This window comes from Olegusella massiliensis (assembly GCF_900078545.1).
In the GTDB taxonomy this organism is placed as follows: Bacteria; Actinomycetota; Coriobacteriia; order Coriobacteriales; family Atopobiaceae; genus Olegusella; species Olegusella massiliensis.
This window is the reverse complement of sequence record NZ_FLLS01000002.1, coordinates 1,397,946-1,417,802: the sequence shown is the minus strand read 5'-3', so window position 1 is coordinate 1,417,802 and position 19,857 is coordinate 1,397,946. Positions and strand designations below refer to the sequence as shown.

Below are 19,857 nucleotides of genomic sequence, written 5' to 3'. Positions count from 1 at the left end.
ATGCGACTTTTGGGCCGTACTGATACACAAAAAAATAGGGAGACCTCAGCACCTACGATGAAATCGCACTTGAAAAAAGCGATTTTATGGGTACTGGGGATAACAGCTGCACTGGGCATAGCAAGATTGGTGCCAAACAATGAGCTGGCAATTGCTGTATTGCTAGGTGTTGTTGGTGGTGCTGTCAGCGCCTATGTTCTTCTGCAGGCAAAACACAAAGCGGCACTCGCAAGCAAGTCTTGTGCTGTTGATGATGCCAAAACTACTGGCGCTGTTGAGGCTACAGAGCTTGCAACTGACGATACATCCAAAAGAAAGGATGTATCCCATCCCCCTCTGAACCCTAATACTACCGATGCCAATCAGACACTGAGCTCCACAGAAGCACCTGTAGTCGCTGAAGATGATGGTGAACCCGCCTATCTTCGCTCACAGCTTGACTTTACAGAGTTCACCAAAAAACTGCTTGAAAGCCCTGACCCTTTAGGTGAGCTCAAACTCTTTGCTGCAGAGGTGCGCGAACGCGAAAACTTCTACGGTGCCCTCGCCCTTGAAGAAGCAGATCTTAGCGAAGCAGAACCCAACGATATGGTATCTCAGCTTGAATATGCCAAGGATGAAGAACCCCTCCTACCTTGTGGTGTAGAGCTTTTCTTGGCACATCGCTTGTATGAATCGGGACTTTTTGACGAGAAGATTGAACTACCTCATATACGCATTGTACGCCCGCATGCATCCGGTATGCTGTATCTCAGAATTGAGCAGGGACAGCTCCCCTACTCAGCAATTCTCACAATTCTGCGCATCGAAGCTGCACTTAATGCGCTGCGCTTTGCGTACAGTTATTTTGAAGACCCACAAGATGCAAGCGAAGAAGATGTCGCTGTGCTTCAACAGCGCATTACTTCTTCGATTGTGGCACAGGCAGCAGCTATTGATACTCCTATTGAGCTGCCCGATGGTGTAGAACCTGATGGTGAGTGGGCAGTACGCAACTACATCTCAACAGCTATCGAGAGCTTCCAGCTACCCTATCGCTTGACCGCATCATGGCGCACCAATGTCGCCGATGGTAATGTCGCTATCGAAATACAACTTATACCTTCAGATGTCTTCCCCAATTCATGGGCAGTGCCGATGCTCAATGATAAAAGCAAGCGTGTGCAAACTACCAAACAGATGCGTCGCCAAATGGCTTCTGCTTATGCTATTCGTCTTGCCCTGCTTTTGGCGGCAAGTGCGTTCCGTGCATCCTCCAAGATTAAGCATGTTTGGATAGCAGGCATTCTGGATACTTCCTCGCGTCATGATTGCTATCTCTCGGTAGATTTTGACCGTTGGCGCTTTGCCAAAACGGAGCTTGATCATACCGATGACCTCGAAAAAATTATGCGACCCTTCTGTCCTGTCATGCGCCTTGAGGATGGCTTTTTGCGTCCTGTTACGCAGAGTTTTTCTCTTGCAGAAGAGCGCTTCTGCCCGCGGCGGCGTTACGAAAGCGTTTCGATGTCAACACGCAAGCTACCAAAACACCTAGCACATGCACTGGGCACCGACCACGTAAGCGGGCTTGCTATCCAAGAATCCGAGAAACGCGAAGCAATCGCTGATGACATCTTGCGACGATTGGTAGCACCTGTACGCAAGAATGCAACTCAGCATAACGTCCACACCATCCTTGAGCTGGCAGGAGACGATCCTGATCCTAGCGTTCGTAGTGCTGCAGAACGTACAGCAAATGCCCTCGTACGCGGATCGATTGATGGAGAACCTCAGTCTGTTGTCGAAGAGTTTATGACGGGAGATGTGCTGTCTCGTGCCTGCGAGCTCGCGCGCAGGGCGCTACAAGCTCATAACGCCTCAGGTGCACTGGAAGTACTCAGGGCTGCGCTAGAACCGCTGGATGCAGCCGGTACATATGCTGAGTCTCCGCAGGTAGAGTGGCGTTTTTTCTCGAGTTTTGTAGACCGTGCGCTCTACAATCGCATCCACAAAGCCAACGGTCGCAGCCTCATGCTCATACCTGATACCTACTACAATGCTCATGTGCTCGCAGTTATGGCTGAGCTTGCGGAAGGTCATGTGGGACGAGCAACAGAACATGCTCGAGAATTGGTACGTATTGCTCCTCTGGATGCACATGCAAAATTACAGTTGATACGGTGTTTAGAAGCATCAGGCAACGATAAAGCAGCCGTTGAACTTCTCACGCAGTTGCTTAAAGAAGCACACGATCCTCAAGCTGTTGGTACTGCTTACTACCGCATGGCTTTCTTCCAATGGAAGCAGGGTAACATTTTGGCTGCACGGGCATGCTATCAGATGGCAACACAATTTGTTCCAGCTGCCATGCCGACCATTGCAATGGAACTCACAGCGCTCTCAATGCAGACAGGCATCAAAGATGCGCGCGAACCACTCTCACCCACCGAGCTGCACCACATCCTCGAGACTCACCATATTCCTGAGTCGCCCACCGATGAAATGTCTGGGGTCTTTATGGAATGCGCTCAGGCATCACTTGATGCGGAAGTTTTTCCTGTTGCACGGAATTTCTTGTCCACACTGGCAGCATTCACGCCTGACGACATTATCGTCGGCATGATGAACTCTCTCGAAAGTTTCCCCGACTCCCTGTAAGGTCTTCCCCTTAAGTTTGTAAACAACGTTTATCTTACAAAAATGAGCATACGTCTTGCCGAACACATGCGTGCCTACAACCACTCCGCGATATTTGAAACACACTTGGAGTATGTCACGTTATCATCCAGTGTAGTGAAATTAGAAACGATATTTTCCTTCGAGAAAGAGGAAGAATATGGCAGATGAATTCTATGCGGGCATCGATGTGGGTGCCACTTCGGTCAAGATCGGCATTGTAGACAAGGATGGAAACATCTTTGCCAGAGCGAACGTTCCTACCCCTCCACTCATAGATGAAGCAGGGTATACGGCTGTCACGGACGGCGTCAAGTCGGTACTCAAGAGCGCTAACATTGACGCTTCCCTATTCAAGGGCATTGGCCTTGCCGTTCCTTGCCCCATTCCCGCTGACGGCAATATTGCTGTCATTGCCAATCTGAACCTTAACCTGTTGGGCTTATACCATGCGCTGCAGACCGCTTTTCCAAACGCATACGTAGGCTTTCTCAATGATGCCAACGCAGCTGCTATGGGTGAGTTATGGAAGGGCGCTGGCGCAGGCTACAACAGCCTCGTGTTCGTTACGATCGGCACTGGCATCGGGGCAGGCATTGTGTATGACGGAAAGGTTCTTGCAGGCGCTAATGGTGCTGCGGGAGAGTTGGGCCACGTGATTGTCAACCCCGCCGAAACGCGTCAGTGTGGCTGCGGTCGCTGTGGCTGTCTGGAACAGTATGCTTCCGCCACGGGTATTGTCAACAGCTATCGCATGGAGTGCGAGAAGCGCGGCTGTAAACCCGTCGAGCTCTCTGGCCCCTCCGATTCCCGAAGCGTGTTCGAGGCTCTCGTCACAGGTGATGAGGCTGCTCGTGCTGCTATCGACACGATGGCAGAAACCCTAGGCTTTGGACTTGCCAATGCCGCTTGCTCTTTCGATCCCGAGGTTTTTGTACTAGGCGGTGGAGTTTCCGCTGGTGCAGAGCATTATCTCGACCATGTAACCAAGGTTTTCAAGAAGATGACGCTGTCCTGCTGTGCAAACACGCCTATCACCGTCGCTTCTCTAGGTAATGATGCTGGCATGCTCGGTGCTGCATACTATGCCGTGACCAACGCGTAAATTTATCTCGACATACCAATCTAAAGAAGGGAGCATATCAACAATATGCTCCCTTTACTAAACCGAATATATGCAAGAACGTTGCTTTGGACTAGACGAGGGCGATAAGCTTCATAAGCAAATCGATGGTGCCCACGTTGTAGCCAGCAGTGGCATAGATGCCACGTAGACTTCCATCGGACTGTTTACAAGCGAGCACGGTAAGCGGCAGTTTCTCGGGATTTACAAACATACGGCGTGCAATTTTCTCGGGGAGCTCAGTAAAATCGTCATACGCAATAGTCACACCGGTGAGTGTGGGGAGCGTACGAGCAAGCGTGGGATCCTCAAGTTGAGCAGGATTGCTAATTACAAAAACGAGTGGCAAATCAGCCTTAGCGACGCGCTCTGCTTGTTCATGCAGCTCGTTGAGCAAATGTTCAGTGGGCTCCATGCCAGGTTCCAAAAACGAGATGGCAATGGGGTGTGAATTCACTCCGTGTTCGGAGGCAATCTGGGCAACATTGATGGCGTTACCCTCGACATCGCACAAGGTGAAGGCCTCGAGTGCAATATCCTCAAGCATCTGCGTTACCTCAGGTTCACGCAAAACGAGTGCGATGGAATCGTTAGTACCCATGTCGCTCACAGGGAAGCTACGCTCGGCAACCTGCACATCACCGCTTGGCAGACGAGTGCTGCAGACTAGTCGGTAATCGCCCGCAGGAAGCGGCAGTGTGCACAATTTATCTTGGATCGAGGAACCCCCAAAGTCGAGAGCTTCAAAACCCAGGGCCCGAGTACCAGCAACTGTGACGTTCGTTTCCAGACGGGCAACGCTCCAAGCCTGGAAGTAACCAGGACCTGGTTCTACGTCGGACGTGAACGTGACATCAACCGTATGCACAGGGCGCTCGACAGCCACGAATCCACCCTGGTGATAGTATTCAATGGCGCGGTCATGCGGGTTTTGACGAGCAGCGATACCAAAGGCACGGCAGATAGCCACAAATAATGCACGACAAGTAACCTGACTTCCCTGACGAGAAAGCCAAGCACCACGCGGGCTGGCACAAAGCTTCTTTACGTGCTCAGAAGCAGTGAAGTCGAGGTTCTCACAAATCATGTCCCACACGCAGCGTGGATTTGCACGGAATTGCTCAACCGTCGCAGCGTCAAAAGTCTCGACGAAATACGATCGGAAGCTCGAGAGCTGCTCGAACATGATACGCGGAGCGAGGACGTACTTTACGTAGAGTTTCTCAGCATCATCTTTTGCTCCCTCGCGCTCGAGGTAGGCAATTGCTGCATCGTGCATTGCGCGAGCACCCGCTAGATGGTCCTCTAAAACATCAGCGTTAAGATCGCGGAAATCCTTCGTGGTGAGGGTCGAGAGCAGCTGGATGCGGTCAACTTCATTGTCTCTAGCCAGGAAGCGATCAACCTCAGGAGCGTTGGCAAAAGCCTGCTCATAGTACGTGAGACAATCGTCATCAGCATGAGTCGCAGCAGCAGCCAGACGACGAGCCTTCTCAACGAAGGCTGCTACGCGCTCGGTGCGCATCTGGTCAGCTTCATGCTTGCGGATGCGTCCCCGAGCTGCCTGCTCAGGCGTAAGTGAGCAGGAGGGGGCGGGATGATCAGCAGGTGCGAAAGCATCGATGTCACGCCACGAAGCGGAGGCTGCCATATCTACATCGTGTAAGCTAAGTTCCACATAGTCGCACTTTTCGGTATTGACTAAGGCATCCGCCATCTGAGTCTCGGTTGAAGCGAAAACGCGTAGTGTTCCTTTGCCAATCACGATCTGCGCACGACCATGCTCGTCAGTAACAAGCTGCGCGATGGTACCCCACTCAGCAAAGTTCATAAGTGTTAGGCGCACATACACATCACGAACAGGCTCGCCCGCTTTATCGGTGACCATGACCGTGAATTTAACGGTGGGCGCATAGGCCTCTGTCTGATTCACGATGACCTGGCTGCCCTCACGTGCAAGGATGCTTCCGTCGCGCTCGAAATCGCATCCATAGTCGGAAAACAGGCGGGTATGCACCAACATAGCACGACCAGAGGCAGCAGTGAACCAGCCGCGATTGAGTGCCTCTTCGGGCTCGCAGGCACCCAGGTAGTACCACTTGCCATCAACGTAGGCCTCAACCCAGGCGTGATTGTCATCGCAATGAGCCCACAGCGGGGTGTACATCTGACGCGCAGGAATGCCGTTTGCGCGCAGTGCAGTGACCAGATATGTGGATTCCTCACCGCAGCGCCCGCTACCAGATGCCAACATACCCAACGGGCCTAGGGTGCGCTCATCGGTTGTCTGATAGGTTGCGGTCTCACAACACCAGTAGTTAATCTCAAGCACGGCGTCATAGGCACTCATACCTGCAATGCGTTTAGTCAACTCCTCACGTAGGATGGGCCACGAGTCGACAAGGGGTTCGTTGTTTACACGTGGGGTGGCGACAAAGTGGATAAAGATATCCTCGTCCACCTCGCGACACCAAGGCGAGGTGATGCGAAGTTTGATCGCCTGACGCGCTATGGACTCAAACACGGAGAAATCGGTGTCAAACACATCGGTAAGCGGCAGAGTGCCATAGTAGTTTTTGATCAGCGCTACTACATCGGCGTTGTCGACACGGGAAAGACCTGCAGCAATAGTACTTGCAAGGGGCTTAAGCAGCTTCGCACGCTCATCGAATTTAGTCTGAGCAAAAGTGACGAAGGCGGGAGATAGAATGGGCATGCGTTAGCTCTCCTTAATCTTGACGACCAAAACGGTATCCACAGGATCTGGCAGATAGGGCAAGGGACCCAGGTCGGCAAAGGCAATATCCGGGTAGTCGCTGTGTGTCCAGCTATGGGAGAGCTTGACCTCACTACCGTCACGAAGGAGACGGATAGATTCGACGCAATCCTTGGGCACACCCATCAGCGGTACAGGACCCAAGGCGTTCTCATACAGATGGAAGTAATACGTGTTGTTGTTGCGTGTGATGCGACCCCACTCGGGACGCTCGGGTTCGATGGGACCGCCCGCTGACACACCAGCACCATAGATGCTCTGGGAGTTGCGATCCATCCACGTGCCAATCTGCTTCAGAATAGCGCACGACTGCTCAGGGAAGCGACCGGTAGCGTCAGGCCCAACATTCAGGATGAGGTTACCCCCTTTGGAGACACATTCCACAAGCTTGTGGATAAGCAACGAAGATGGCTTGTAGTTAGTGTCAGTGGAACAGTAACCCCAGTTGTCATTCATGGTGATGCAGGCTTCCCAGGAAAGGGGATTACCTTCCACATCCAGAATGCTGTTTGGTGGGATAATGCGCTCAGGTGTCACGAAGTCGCCATGGTAGGGTGTAGGATTACACGTGGCAAGTGAGCCAAAGCCTTCACCTGAAACCTCGAGACGATTATTAGTAATGACCTGCGGCTGCAGCTCACGTACCATACTCATGAGCTCGGTTGCGCGCCAGGTCTCGCTACGCATCTTCATACCATTAACGGGTGAGTCGTAGGAGAAGTCAAACCACATAAGGTCAAGCTTGCCATAGTTGGTGCAGAGCTCGCGCACCTGCTCATGCATGTAGTCGAGGTAACGGTTGAAGTTACGACCTTCGTTGCTACCTGCCACAGGGTCGTTACGCAGTGGAGCCTGACGATCGCCATACTGCGGGAAATCAGGGTGATGCCAGTCAATAATCGAGTAGTACAGACCGACCTTGAGACCTTCGGCGCGAAAGGCCTCTAAAAACTCAGAGACAATGTCGCGACCAAAGGGCGTCTTAGTCGATTTCCAGTCGGTAGTCTGGGTGTCAAAGAGACAAAAACCATCGTGGTGTTTTGCCGTAAGCACAGCGTACTTCATGCCAGCCTTGCGTGCGGTACGCGCCCAGCTGCGAGCATCAAAGGCATAGGGGTTAAACTCATCAAAGTAGGGCTGATATAACTCCTCGGGCATCTCTTCATCACTGCGAACCCATTCACCGCGGGCGGGAATGGAATACAAACCAAAATGAAGAAAAAGACCAAAACGGTCATGCAAATACCACTTCATGCGCTTGTCATATTGAGCGCGATCAAACTGATAGGTCATGGCGATATCCATTCTGTGATTGTCAGATTGTATGCAAACCACAGGTTACGAGTCGTGAACGGTAGTTATTTGGACGCGATTGGTAAACCAACAACCGTTCACCTGCTTTAGCGGTCATCTTAAAGCATCATAAATAAAGAAACAACCCGAATTTAATACAATAAATTGCGGTGCGAGATTCATTGAAGTTGAAAGCCTTCAACGGTCTCACCGAGGATAAGGATGTCTGCGGTTTTGGATAGCTTGCAGTCACGGAAGGAGAGTTTCATGGATTTGGAAAACAGACTTAACCCCGCCGTTTCCCGTCGTGGTTTTGTCGGTGCCGTTGTAACTGGTGCTGCTGCTCTCGGCCTTGCCGCTTGTGGCAAGACTGGTTCTGAAGAATCTAAGGGTTCCGGCTCCAGCTCTGTTGAGGGAATCGTTGCTGACAAAGACGGTTTCGTCGTCAAAGCCGAGAAGACCGATGGCAAGGCTCCCAAGAACGAGTGCATCATTGCGCTCGAGGGCGAAATTCAGAATATGCACCCCATGAACTGGTCAGACGGTAATTCTGGCAACGTCGTGTACTACATCTATGATTCCCTGTATGCATTCGACGAGAATTACAAGCTCGTTCCGAAAGCTGCTGACTCCTATGAGGTCTCTGAGGATGGTTGCACCTATACCTTCCAGATTCATGAGGGTATTACCTTCGAAGATGGCACACCTCTTGATGCCGATGCCATCGTTACCAACTACCAGGAGTGCATAAAGAAGGAAAACGGCTGGCGTCGTCGCCGCATGTTCATCCGCACTATTGATGACAATACCGAAGAGACCCGCATCGATAATGTCTACAAGGTTGATAACGACCCATTGAAGGTTGCTTTCCACCTGCCAAAGCCCTACGCCCCCTTCATGAACTCTGTCACACAGTTCTATATCGTAAACCCCAAAATCGTCACCGACCCGAACTACGATTACTCCAAGAAGTCCGCTGGTTCTGGTCCTTTCATTCTCGAAGAGTATGCCAAGGGCAACCACTGCTCGCTCCTCAAGAACGAAAAATACTGGGGCGGACAGAAGGACGAGGGCGAGATCGCGATTGACCGTGTCGACTTCAAAGTCGTTCCCGAAGCTGGCTCTCGTATTGCTGCTCTCCAGACTGGTGAAGCTACAGTCATCTACCCAATGCCGACCGACCAAGTTGCTACCATTCGCAGCGCCGGTGACATCAACATGGTTTCCATGCCCTCCACCACCATGCGTTATGTGACCCTCAATACCAACCTCAAGGAGCTCTCTGACGTTCGCGTACGTCAGGCCATGAACTATGCCTTCAACCAAGACGAATATGTCAAGGTTATGTATTCTGGTGCCGCCACTCCAGCCACTTCTGTTCTTCCTGCCCTCGTGCCTGGTTACAAAGAGCAGGAGCCGTTTGCCTACGATCTTGATAAGGCTAAAGCACTCCTTAAGGAGGCTGGCTATGAAAACGGCTTCAAGGTCCAGATTATCGGCGACAACTCAACTCAAGAGACCAAGGGCATGACCTTTGTCATGCAGCAGCTCAAGGAGGCTGGCATCGAGGTTGAGGTTCTCCCCAACGAAGCCGCTACTAATGCCGAGATTGCAGCTGAGCCCGAGGACACCACCGAGATTCAAATGTGGTATGTCAACTGGTCTCAGTCTGACGCCGACGGCTTCATGCGTTCGCTGCTCTCCACCGCTATGACTCCCCCGACTGGTTACAACACCGCTTTCTGGAAGAACGAAGAGTTTGACCATGAGCTGGAGCTTGGCAACGAGGCCACCACTGAGGAAGAGCAGAACAAGCACTACGGCAAGTGCCAGGATATCGTCTGGAAAGAGTGCCCGTGGCTCTATCTCGCTTCTGACAACACACTGATGTCCTACAAGGCATATTTGTCTGGTATCAAGTATGTTGCGCAGGGTATCGATGTAATTCATGCTAAGCTTACTGTCTAAGGCTGCGCGTGTTCGGTTCTATACGCTGACAAGCAAATAGTTTTTCTGCCGGTCTTCCATTTGCGGAGGCCGGCAGTTTTACGACTTGTTTGTCCTTGATTTGAAAGGGGAAGAAGCTATATGGGGAAATACATCGTTAAACGAATCATCAACATGATTCCTCTGCTATTTGTTATCTCCATCATCATCTTCTTGTTTATTCACCTTATCCCTGGTGACCCCGCCCGCCAAATTGCTGGTCCTACCGCAACCGTCGGTGAGGTGAACGAGATTCGTAACCAGCTCGGTTTGAATCAACCTTTGGTATCACAGTATTTCAAGTGGATTGTTGGCATTTTCACAGGTAATTTCGGCATCTCCTATGCCAATAAGACCACCGTTATCGCACTCCTCGTGCCCCGTTTATCCATCACGATTTACCTGACTATTTGCTCAATCACTTGGTCGGCGCTCATGGGTATCATTATCGGTGTTCTAGCCGCTGTGAATCGCGGTCGTACCTTCGATCTCATCGGTATGGTTATCGCCATCGCTGGTATCTCGCTACCCAACTTTTGGCTGGGTCTGCAGCTCATGCAAATCTTCGCTGTGAACCTGAGGCTTCTACCTACGGGTGGTCTTGAGTCTTGGCAAGGCTATATTCTTCCCTCAATCGCTTTGGGTGCTGGCATCATGTGTATCCTGGCACGCGTAACACGTTCCTCGATGATTGAAAATCTGGACAAGGATTATATCCGTACTGCACGCGCTAAGGGCCTCCCTGAGCATCTCGTCATCATGCGCCACGCGTTCAGGAACTCCGCCATTGACGTCGTCACTGTCACAGCTCTCCAGATTGGCGCATTGATTGCTGGTTCTGTCGTAGTTGAGTCAGTCTTCTCAATCCCTGGTTTGGGCCGTCTGCTTGTCGACTCTATTGGTTTTCGTGACTACGAGGTCGTACAAGCACTTATCTTGTTCTTCTCGATTGAGTATATGGTGATCAACCTGTTTGCGGATATCTTGTACGGCCTCATCAACCCGCGTGTGCGCTACAAATAGGAGATTGCCATGTCTGATACCACTGTACATACTGCCTCCGCGACGCTTAAAGCAGAGGAGCTACCAAAGGCGCAAAGTCCAATCAAGCAGTTCATCAAGAAGTTCTTGCGCCGCAAAACGGCCGTTATTGGCCTTTTATTCATCATCTTCATCCTGATTTTGGCCGTAATCGGACCTAGCATTACACCGTATGATCCTAACGCGTATGACTACAACGCGATTCTAGCTGGTCCTTCGTCCAAGCATATATGGGGCACCGACGAGTTTGGTCGCGATGTCTTTAGCCGTATCCTTGCTGGTACGCAGCTATCAATAGGTACGGCACTTACCGCCTCGGTTATCGGCACCGCTGCAGGCGTCGTCTTGGGTCTCATCGCTGGCTTCTTCGGTGGCGTTATCGATTCGTTCATCATGCGTGTCTGCGACGTCATGTTTGCGTTCCCAGGCATTCTGCTCGCCATCGCAATAGTTGCCATCATAGGTCCCGGTATCACCAACATCATGATCGGCGTTGCTGTGTTCACCGTACCATCGTTTGCACGTATCATCCGCGGTGCAGTGCTAGAGGTTCGCAGCGAGCTATACGTCGAGGTAGCAAAGTCCATCGGCTGCTCTTATGCCCGCATCATGTTCGTGCACATTTTTCCAGGTACTATGCAGGCTCTTATCGTCAACTTTACGATGAACATCGGTGGTGCCATCCTTTCGGCATCATCCCTGTCGTTTTTGGGCTTTGGAGCATCTGTGACGCAGGCTGAATGGGGTGCAATCCTCTCTCAGGGTCGCAACTATCTCGCTATTGCTCCTAACCTGGTTCTCTTTCCTGGCTTGGTAATCTTCTTGACCGTGCTTGCCTTCAACTTGTTTGGTGACGGTCTGCGCGATACGCTTGATCCGCGACTAAACTAAGGGAGTCCTGATGTCTGAAACTCTTTTAGAGGTCAGTGACCTCAGAACACAATTCAAGCATGGTAAAAAGGATTGGATCACGGCTGTAAACGGCGTATCTTTCAACGTCAACGCCGGTGAGATTGTGGGGCTGGTCGGTGAGTCTGGCTGCGGCAAGTCTGTAACCTCCCTTTCCGTTATGCGTCTGCATAACGAGCGTCTGACCAAGATTTCTGGCTCCATCAAGTTTGATGGCAAAGAAATCCTTAACCTCAGCAAAAACGAGATGCAGTCCATGCGCGGCAACGATATGTCCATGATTTTTCAGGAGCCTATGAGTGCTCTTGATCCAATCATGCGCATTGAAACCCAGCTTTCCGAGGTCATCAAACTGCACAACAGCAATATCAGTAAGACCGACGTTCACAAACGCTGTGTTGACGCTCTCAAACTTGTAGGAATCCCCGAGCCTGAGATGACATTGCGCAACTACCCACATGAACTTTCGGGTGGCATGTGCCAGCGCGTCATGATTGCTATGGCCATGTCCTGCGAGCCTAAGCTGCTAATTGCCGATGAGCCTACCACTGCGCTCGATGTAACCATCCAAGCTCAGATTTTGGCGCTGATGGAGGATATCCGTAACCGCCGTAACACGGGCATCCTGCTTATCACGCACGATTTGGGTGTTGTTGCCGAAACCTGCAGCCGTGTCATCGTTATGTACGCTGGCAATATTGTCGAGGAAGCGCCAATCAAGGAGCTGTTTGCCCATCCACAGCACCCTTATACCGAGGGCCTTATTGCCTCGGTGCCGCGTCTCGGCAAGCGACTACGCCGCTTACCATCCATTCCCGGCTCCGTTCCTGATCTGTCCGTTATGCCCGAGGGTTGCCGTTTCGCTCCGCGCTGCAAGTATGCGCAGGATTCTTGCAAGCAGAAGCTTCCTGAGCTCAAAACAGTTTCTAAAGGCCATCTCTGTGCATGTCCGTTCTATCACGATGCTCGAGAGGGGGCCCAGAAATAATGAGTGCAGTTGAAACCAAACCATTGCTGTCCGTTCGTCAACTGAGCAAGAAATTCCCTGTGGGCAAGAGCTTTTTTGGTCGTGCCAACAAGTTTGTCCATGCGGTAAATGACGTGTCCTTTGACATTATGCCTGGTGAGACCTTCTCGCTCGTGGGTGAGTCTGGCTGCGGAAAATCTACCACCGCACGTCTGATCAACCATCTCATCATGCCCGACGAAGGAGAAATTCTCTTCGAGGGCAAGGATGTGGCGAAGCTCTCCGAGAAAGAGGTTCGTACCCTACGCGCAGAGATGCAGATGGTATTTCAGGACCCGTACGGATCACTCAACCCGCGCATGAAGGTACAGGATATTATTAGCGAGCCGCTGCTTGTTCATACCAAAATGAGCCGCGGGGAGCGCTTGAAAAAAGCACAGGAGCTGCTTGAGGTCGTTGGTCTTTCGGCTTCGCATGGCGAGCGCTATCCTCACGAGTTTTCTGGTGGCCAGCGCCAGCGTATCGGCATCGCTCGCGCACTTTCGGTAAATCCTAAGCTTATCATGGCCGACGAGCCCGTTTCGGCTCTCGACGTATCCATTCAAGCTCAGGTTCTGAATCTTCTCCGCGATGTTCAGGAGCAATACAACCTGACCTACCTCTTCATCTCCCATGACCTCGCTGTCGTCGAGATGATTTCCGATCGCATCGGTGTCATGTATCTGGGCTCGCTCATGGAAGTCGCTCCCAATGAGGACCTCTACGGAAACCCACTGCATCCATACACGCAGGCCCTGCTTTCCGCTGTGCCTATCCCCGATCCTTTGATTGAGAAGAAGCATATGCTTATCGAGGGTGATCTGCCAAGCCCCACGAATATCCCTTCAGGCTGCCCGTTCCATACGCGTTGTCCATTTGCCACCGAGAAGTGCAAAACTGAAGTCCCGCAGATGACAGAGCCCTCCCATGGCCACTTCGTGAAGTGTCACTTTCCAAATGCAAAGATCTAAGCGGTTGTTTAGCACATACAGCTAATCCAAGGGGAGATAGTTCAAAAGAACATCTCCCCTTTTCTTATGTGACCTTCATACTCACATTTCAGCAGCTCATAGTTATTCTGATACACCTTACGCTGGGCTTTCACAGAGTCATATTTTGCTTTTGAGATATCTAGCTAAAAAAGGCATCAGGCCAAAAGCCTGATGCCTAAAACCACACATATACAAGCAGAGCTTAGAAATCAAGCTTCATGAGACGAGACATCGCAACGATGTAAATCTCCAAGGCCTTCTTGAACTGCTCCTCAGAAAAACCTTCATCGGCAGAGTGCTCAGCACCAATCCAGTCAGGCATCGGGAAGGCAGGATCATTGGGACCAAAGGCGCAGGCACAATTGAAGTGACGCGCATAGGTGCCTCCACCAATAACATAAGCCTCAGAATCGCGACCCGTGTACTCGTTGTACGTGTCTACGCAGGTCTGGATTGCGGGATGATCGGGCTTGATATAGAAGGTCGGCATATCAAGATCTATCGTGAGATTAGCATCGTAATCAGCAAGAACCTTCTCAATAGCAGCGCTAATTTCATCCGAACTAATAGAGGTAGGATAACGAGAGTCGATGGTTTGCTCAAAAATACCATCCTTGATGCAGATGGTGCCACCGATGCAGGTCAGAGGACCAAACATCTCATCGCGGGAAGCAAAGCCCATAGAAGAGCCATCCGTGGTGCAAAGTACCTTGTGATCAAGTTCAAGGAAGCGGCGCTCTGCTTCACTACCAATACCATTGTCCAACAGATAATCAACAAGAACGAGAATTGCATTTACGGAACCCTCGGGCATGGAGGCATGAGCACCGATACCGGTAGCTATGATACGAACGGTACCGTCGCCCAAGTCCTCAACCTCAATACGGTCAGCAGCAGTGAGTTTGGAGGCATCGGCACGTACGATTGCAATCGCCTGACCAGGAACAGCGTTGCCGGCAGTGCCACCCTCAAAGCTTACAATCTGGTCGGCAATTGCCTTGTTGGAACGGATGGTGGCAGAATAACCACCCTTTTCGCCACAGATTACCGGGAAGTCTGCGTCGGGAGTAAAAAGGAACGCGGGTTGTTCGAAGTTCTCGATATACCACTCCACGTCACGCATATCGGTCTCTTCGTTGTTACCGATAATGCAACGGATGGTATAAGGCAGGGGCTCACCAGTCTTGTCTGCCTGCTCTTTAAAGAACTTGGCCGCATACATGCCCATAACCAGAGGACCCTTATCATCAAGAACACCGCGACCAATCATGTAGCCATCTTTGCGGGTAACTTCAAAGGGCGGGAAAGTCCAACCAGTGCCTTCGGGCACAATGTCGGTATGACCAATAAGAGCGAGCTGCTTTTTGGAAGCACCAGGGATATCTGCATAAGCGATATGGCCGTCACAATTGTGAGTATCAAAACCCATGCGTTCTGCAATATCGCATGCGGCGCACAAAGCCTCGTAAGGCTTGGGGCCATACGGCATGCCCTCGGCAGCATGCTCCATATCCTCAACGGAACGAATACTGACAAGGGTAGCAACATCAGCAACGATGTTTTCCCACTCGCGCTCAATATAAGCGCGCGCGTCCTGTTTGACCTGCTCGTCTGCCATGACAGTCCTTTCTGTCGAAACTCATTTGATTGCATAACCATTGCTAGTTTAGCGTTTAATATCATCAGAGAGAACCAAAGCGGCAAATCGCTTTGAGGCTCGGTAGACGGCAAAAGTTAGCGGGAAGAGTCTTTGGGTATACACAATTTTTGCAGAAAGTCATGCACAAAAGATACAAGAAGCAAACATGCATGAATTAGTAGTATTTGTCTGCTCTTGAGCTGCAGGATAAGCCATAGACTCCTTTAGAATGCCAAGGATAGCAACATATCCCACGCAGGGCGGTAGATAAATGGCAGTAGATACACGGCTATGGCCGGCAGAATTTGTAGCTGCAATTTTTGATTTTGATGGAACAATTGCTGAGACGCACTCGATCTGGCATGAGGTCGATCAAATTTTTTTGGGTTCACGTGGCATTGAGGTTGATCTTGAGTACCAAAAAATGCTCTCAATGATGGGGTTTCAGGAGGGCGCGCGCTATACCATCGAGCGTTTTGGCCTGCGTGAAACTGTCGATGAAATATGTGATGAGTGGAACCGATTGGGAAAGGCACTCTATCACAACCGCGTTCGTTTACGTCCAGGCGCTCAAGCCTATATCGAAGCCTTAAGAAAGCAGGGCATTCCCTGTGCATTGGCAACGGTAAACGATGCTGAGGTATTAGAATCATGCCGTCATATTGATGTGCACAGTCTTTTTGACCAACAGGTTTATGGGAAGGATGTCTCCCATCCCAAGGATCATCCTGATATTTACCTCGAGGCGGCTCATCGGCTTGGCGTTGCCCCAGCCAACTGTATTGTGTTCGAAGATCTTGCTGAGGGTATTCGTTCTGCTCATAGTGTTGGAATGTTAACCTGCGCTGTTGCCAGTAATGACCCCATGCAAGACGAGCAGGTCATAACACGGCTCGCAGATATTTTTTTACACGACTGGCGGGATATCTGTCTGACATAAGAAACATTATTCACAGGTAACTAAGTAAATGATACGTCCCCACACCAGTTCCATTTTCATACTGCTATTGAGAAAACACTCCTCCAGACTAAGCTGAAGGAGTGTTTTGCAAAAGCTACCTCAGTAAGAAGTGCCGAGTAGCTAGGTATAAACAAGCCAAATTCTACACGAGAGAGATTCTCCCATTGAATGGTTGCTATATCAGAAGGCATGCCCTGACGTACCCTACAACCAGTTTCGAAGTAAACATAACAGATGGTTCAAGTTTCGAAGTAAACATAACAGATGGTTCAAGTTTCGAAGCCTCAAACAAAAGATGGTTCGAGTTTCGAAGTCGGCGAGTATAAAAGCGCAGGTCAGATTTTTTTCTAGTTCGACAAACGAACCATCTGTTAGTAAACAACTCGAAGGATGAACCATCTGTGCTTATGCGAACTGAAGCTTGAAGCATCTAAACTACAAGAAGGTCTTAGAATTCGAGTTCCATCAGTCGGGCAATGCTCACAATATAAATTTTAAGCGCACGCTTAAGGCTGGCCTCAGGAATTGCCTCATTGGGACCATGCTCGGGGCCTGCCCACTCGGGTACAGGATCGGCTGGATCCCAGGGACCAAAGGCAGCTCCACAAGCAAAGTGGCGCGCATAGGTACCACCGCCAATGGTAAAGGCCTTGCCCTCACGCCCGCTATACTCTTCATAAGTATCCAACAAACAGCGAATCTCGGGCAGCTCAGGGCTCACATAAAAGGGCGTAACATTGCGTCCTTCAGCGTAGTTGCAGCCATATTGGGCTCCAAAGCTGCTGAGTGTTTCGGTGATGTGTTCACCCGTCGTAGTAGTCGGGAAGCGTGAATCAACCGTCTGTATAAAGCAGCCGTTCTCCGTACGCACTGTGCCACCAATGAGCGTCAGCGGCCCAAACTTATCATCCTCACTTGCGATGCCCACCGAAGAGCCATCGGTTGTCGCAAGCAGTATGCGCTCCATCTCGAGGAAGACGCGCTCCTTAGCAGAGCACAGCTTGTGCTCTAGCAAATAGTCAACAAGCAAAGCAATCGCATTGATAGTACCTGCAGGTCGAGAAGCATGACCTCCCTTGCCATGAGCAGTAATGAGTGCCTGGCTATCCCCCGCCGCCTCAATATCGATATTATCGGCTTCAGGCAGCTCACTTGCTACACGCCTGACCACAGCAGTTGCGCGACCAGGAATTGCATTGCCAACGGTACCGCCATCGAGCTCAACAATGACATCACCTGCAATCTTGCCCGAGCAAAAAGTTCCTGAATACAGGCCCTTCTCACCGCAAATCAGCGGGAACTCTGCATCGGGCGAAAATGCAAATACAGGCATGGGGTAGCGCTCAAGATACCAATCAAGGTCTTTCATATTGGTTTCTTCATTGTTACCTACGATGCAGCGCAGGGTATACGGAAGCTTCTTGCCGCTACGTTGTACCTCACGCACAAAATAGTGAGCAGCATAAAGCGATAACACACAGGGGCCTTTATCGTCCAAAACACCACGACCAACAAGGCAACCTTCCTTACGCGAAACATCAAAGGGAGGAAAGGTCCAACCTAAGCCTTCGGGCACAACATCAGTATGAGCAATGGTCGCGATTTGCTTGTCCGACTCACCGGCAAGGTCTGCGTAGCCCAAATAACCCTCGCACTCATGTGCGTCCAGGCCCAAACGATCGGCAATGCCTAGACCGACTACGAGCGCATCATGGGAGGCAGAACCCCAAGGCATACCAGGCTTTGCGGCAGCGCGATCCTCGACAGAACGAATACGCACGAGCCTGCGAATATCAGCAACAACGTCTTCCCAGACCTCATCGACAAAGGCATCAACGTTCTGCTTGAATTGTTCATCAACCATCTAGGCCTCCCAACCTCAATACTCACATTTTTGCGCGGAGTAAAACGACACAAAAGGAGCCGATAATCCAGACTTAAGACCTATCGCAGCGGATACTCGCGCATCAAGCTCGTTTAAGTTTACTTACCTGTCTCTTTGGCTTAGATGCTAGCCATCTCCGAGGAGACGCAAGAATACCAGAAAGAATAGTTGGGCGGGCAATACTTCTTTGCCGCGCTTAGCGAGATGGTATAGCCATAGCCACTCGCGAGGCCAGCAACGTGCGCATTGATAGCCTCTTCCCAACTACCCCAGCTGCAGCTGCCCCAGCCCCACGCATTATGTGGCTTAAAACAAGCAGCGCCTTTGCTGGACTCGATGCATGAAATTGCTGGAGACCAGCGCGGATCAACACCATAGCGAAGAGCAGCTTCGGCGAAAGTCCTCCCCTGACCAGCAAGCGGCGAACCTGCAAGGTAGGCATCAATGCGTGCAGCCCAGGAGTCAACAGAGTCAGATGAAGAAGAACCATTGCTTTTCTTATTGCCACCGTTAGTTTCTACAGCAGACGTGTTGTGATCAACTTTTGCAGGAGTTGACCCGTCTTGTTTGGCGTTGGAACTCACCTTAACTTCGTTACCATTAACGGTCTTAAAAGTCTTATGCTCGGCTTCTGCCTTTTCTGCCTCAGCAAGAGCTGCCGCGCGGGCAGCCGCCTCTTCCTTTGCCTGCTCTACCGCACGAGCTTCTGCCTCAGCACGAGCCTCCTCGGCTGCATTCAACGCATCCTCTGCCTTTTGACGGGCTTCCTCAGCCTCAACTTTTTCCGCCGTGAGAGTGGTCTGAGCTACTTCAAGCTCGTCTTGCAGTTCTATCAAAGAAGTAATTTCATCGGTATTTTTATCCGAAATAATGTTGAGATACTGAAGAGTCGATAAAAGGCTCGAAAAATCCTCTGAAGAAAGGACTAAATCAATCAGGCCTCCGCGAGACTGTTGGAACTTATAGAGCGTGCGCATAGAGCTTGCAGACTTTTCGCGCTGCTCAGGGAGTTGAGCATTAATCGTATCAATACGATCTTGGACCTCACTCATACGCTTCTTGACATCTTCGACTTTCTTGACCGCGGCATCATAATCGTCGTTTGCCTTCTCAACACGCTTGGCAATAGAAGCAATGTCATCTTTACCAGCGGCGTATGCGACATGGGGAAGAACAATCGGCGTTGAGAATGCCAACAAAGTGCCTGCAAGTGCAAGTGCGAGAATCTTGAGCGCTTGTCGACTAGTTGCTGCCTGCCATTGCTGCACGCTAGAGTCCCTTCTTCTGCGCACCTTTTGGCCGCATAAGCGGAGGTACGTCTTGTCTCTTAAATAGTGCTTTGCCGCCCAAGACCAAAACGACGACGTATCCTGCAAATAAAAAACTCTTCATTTTTGTGGGCTACAACAGCCTATAAGCAAGCTATGGCAACCGAATAACTTTCAAGATTCTACCCGAGAGAAGCCCATTCACCAAATGTCAACTCATAACTGCAGGAATTTGGCATAAGTCGACTTTTGGGATTTTGAACCTACAAAAAAAGAGGGACCCTTTCGGACCCCTCTCAAGCTTTTGCTTCAGCTGCTAA

The 19,857-nt window shown here is 50.8% G+C and carries 13 protein-coding genes; 8 read left to right on the top strand and 5 right to left on the bottom strand.

What is annotated here, in order from left to right; genetic code table 11:
• Positions 1-57 precede the first annotated feature (57 nt).
• Both BN4314_RS06480 and BN4314_RS06475 read left to right on the top strand, forming a co-directional pair.
• Positions 58-2,640: a tetratricopeptide repeat protein gene (locus BN4314_RS06480; RefSeq protein WP_068540379.1), complete on the top strand. Its 2,583-nt coding sequence runs from the start codon at positions 58-60 to the stop codon at positions 2,638-2,640.
• A gap of 178 nt (positions 2,641-2,818) precedes the next feature.
• Positions 2,819-3,763: an ROK family protein gene (locus BN4314_RS06475; protein ID WP_068540377.1), complete on the top strand. Its 945-nt coding sequence runs from the start codon at positions 2,819-2,821 to the stop codon at positions 3,761-3,763.
• Positions 3,764-3,854: 91 nt separating this feature from the next.
• Here the strand turns inward: BN4314_RS06475 and BN4314_RS06470 are convergent, their stop codons facing one another.
• Both BN4314_RS06470 and BN4314_RS06465 read right to left on the bottom strand, forming a co-directional pair.
• Entirely contained in the window at positions 3,855-6,497 is a 2,643-nt protein-coding gene (locus BN4314_RS06470; protein ID WP_068540375.1) for a transglutaminase-like domain-containing protein, read from the bottom strand.
• Positions 6,498-6,500: 3 nt separating this feature from the next.
• The gene (locus BN4314_RS06465) at positions 6,501-7,862 is read right to left on the bottom strand and encodes an alpha-L-fucosidase (protein ID WP_232309729.1); all 1,362 of its coding nucleotides are present in this window, start codon (positions 7,860-7,862) and stop codon (positions 6,501-6,503) included.
• Between the two features lie 255 nt (positions 7,863-8,117).
• Between BN4314_RS06465 and BN4314_RS06460 the strand changes: the two genes are divergently transcribed.
• The 5 genes from BN4314_RS06460 (at position 8,118) to BN4314_RS06440 (ending at position 13,763) form a co-directional block, all read left to right on the top strand.
• On the top strand, positions 8,118-9,818 hold the full coding sequence (locus BN4314_RS06460; protein ID WP_068540361.1) for an ABC transporter substrate-binding protein: 1,701 nt from the start codon (positions 8,118-8,120) through the stop codon (positions 9,816-9,818).
• Positions 9,819-9,938: 120 nt separating this feature from the next.
• Entirely contained in the window at positions 9,939-10,859 is a 921-nt protein-coding gene (locus BN4314_RS06455) for an ABC transporter permease (RefSeq protein ID WP_068540359.1), read from the top strand.
• A gap of 9 nt (positions 10,860-10,868) precedes the next feature.
• Positions 10,869-11,768: an ABC transporter permease gene (locus tag BN4314_RS06450; RefSeq protein WP_068540357.1), complete on the top strand. Its 900-nt coding sequence runs from the start codon at positions 10,869-10,871 to the stop codon at positions 11,766-11,768.
• Positions 11,769-11,778: 10 nt separating this feature from the next.
• A complete protein-coding gene (locus BN4314_RS06445; RefSeq protein WP_021735468.1) occupies positions 11,779-12,774 on the top strand; it encodes an ABC transporter ATP-binding protein in 996 nt (331 codons plus the stop codon).
• Positions 12,774-13,763 carry an ABC transporter ATP-binding protein gene (locus tag BN4314_RS06440; protein ID WP_068540354.1) on the top strand — a complete coding sequence of 330 codons (990 nt, stop codon included), beginning with the start codon at positions 12,774-12,776 and terminating at the stop codon, positions 13,761-13,763. The genes BN4314_RS06445 and BN4314_RS06440 overlap by 1 nt, the downstream gene beginning before the upstream one ends.
• Before the next feature lie 223 nt (positions 13,764-13,986).
• On the opposite strand, the gene BN4314_RS06435 is transcribed toward BN4314_RS06440, so the two are convergent.
• Positions 13,987-15,402: a Sapep family Mn(2+)-dependent dipeptidase gene (locus tag BN4314_RS06435; RefSeq protein WP_068540351.1), complete on the bottom strand. Its 1,416-nt coding sequence runs from the start codon at positions 15,400-15,402 to the stop codon at positions 13,987-13,989.
• A 292-nt stretch (positions 15,403-15,694) separates the two neighbouring features.
• Here BN4314_RS06435 and BN4314_RS06430 point away from each other — a divergent pair, with 292 nt between their 5' ends.
• The gene (locus BN4314_RS06430; RefSeq protein WP_068540349.1) at positions 15,695-16,363 is read left to right on the top strand and encodes an HAD family hydrolase; all 669 of its coding nucleotides are present in this window, start codon (positions 15,695-15,697) and stop codon (positions 16,361-16,363) included.
• Between the two features lie 469 nt (positions 16,364-16,832).
• Here the strand turns inward: BN4314_RS06430 and BN4314_RS06425 are convergent, their stop codons facing one another.
• Both BN4314_RS06425 and BN4314_RS06420 read right to left on the bottom strand, forming a co-directional pair.
• Complete coding sequence (locus tag BN4314_RS06425) at positions 16,833-18,248, bottom strand: Sapep family Mn(2+)-dependent dipeptidase (RefSeq protein WP_068540347.1); 1,416 nt, start codon at positions 18,246-18,248, stop codon at positions 16,833-16,835.
• A gap of 140 nt (positions 18,249-18,388) precedes the next feature.
• Complete coding sequence (locus BN4314_RS06420) at positions 18,389-19,537, bottom strand: coiled-coil domain-containing protein (protein ID WP_068540345.1); 1,149 nt, start codon at positions 19,535-19,537, stop codon at positions 18,389-18,391.
• Positions 19,538-19,857: the final 320 nt, after the last annotated feature.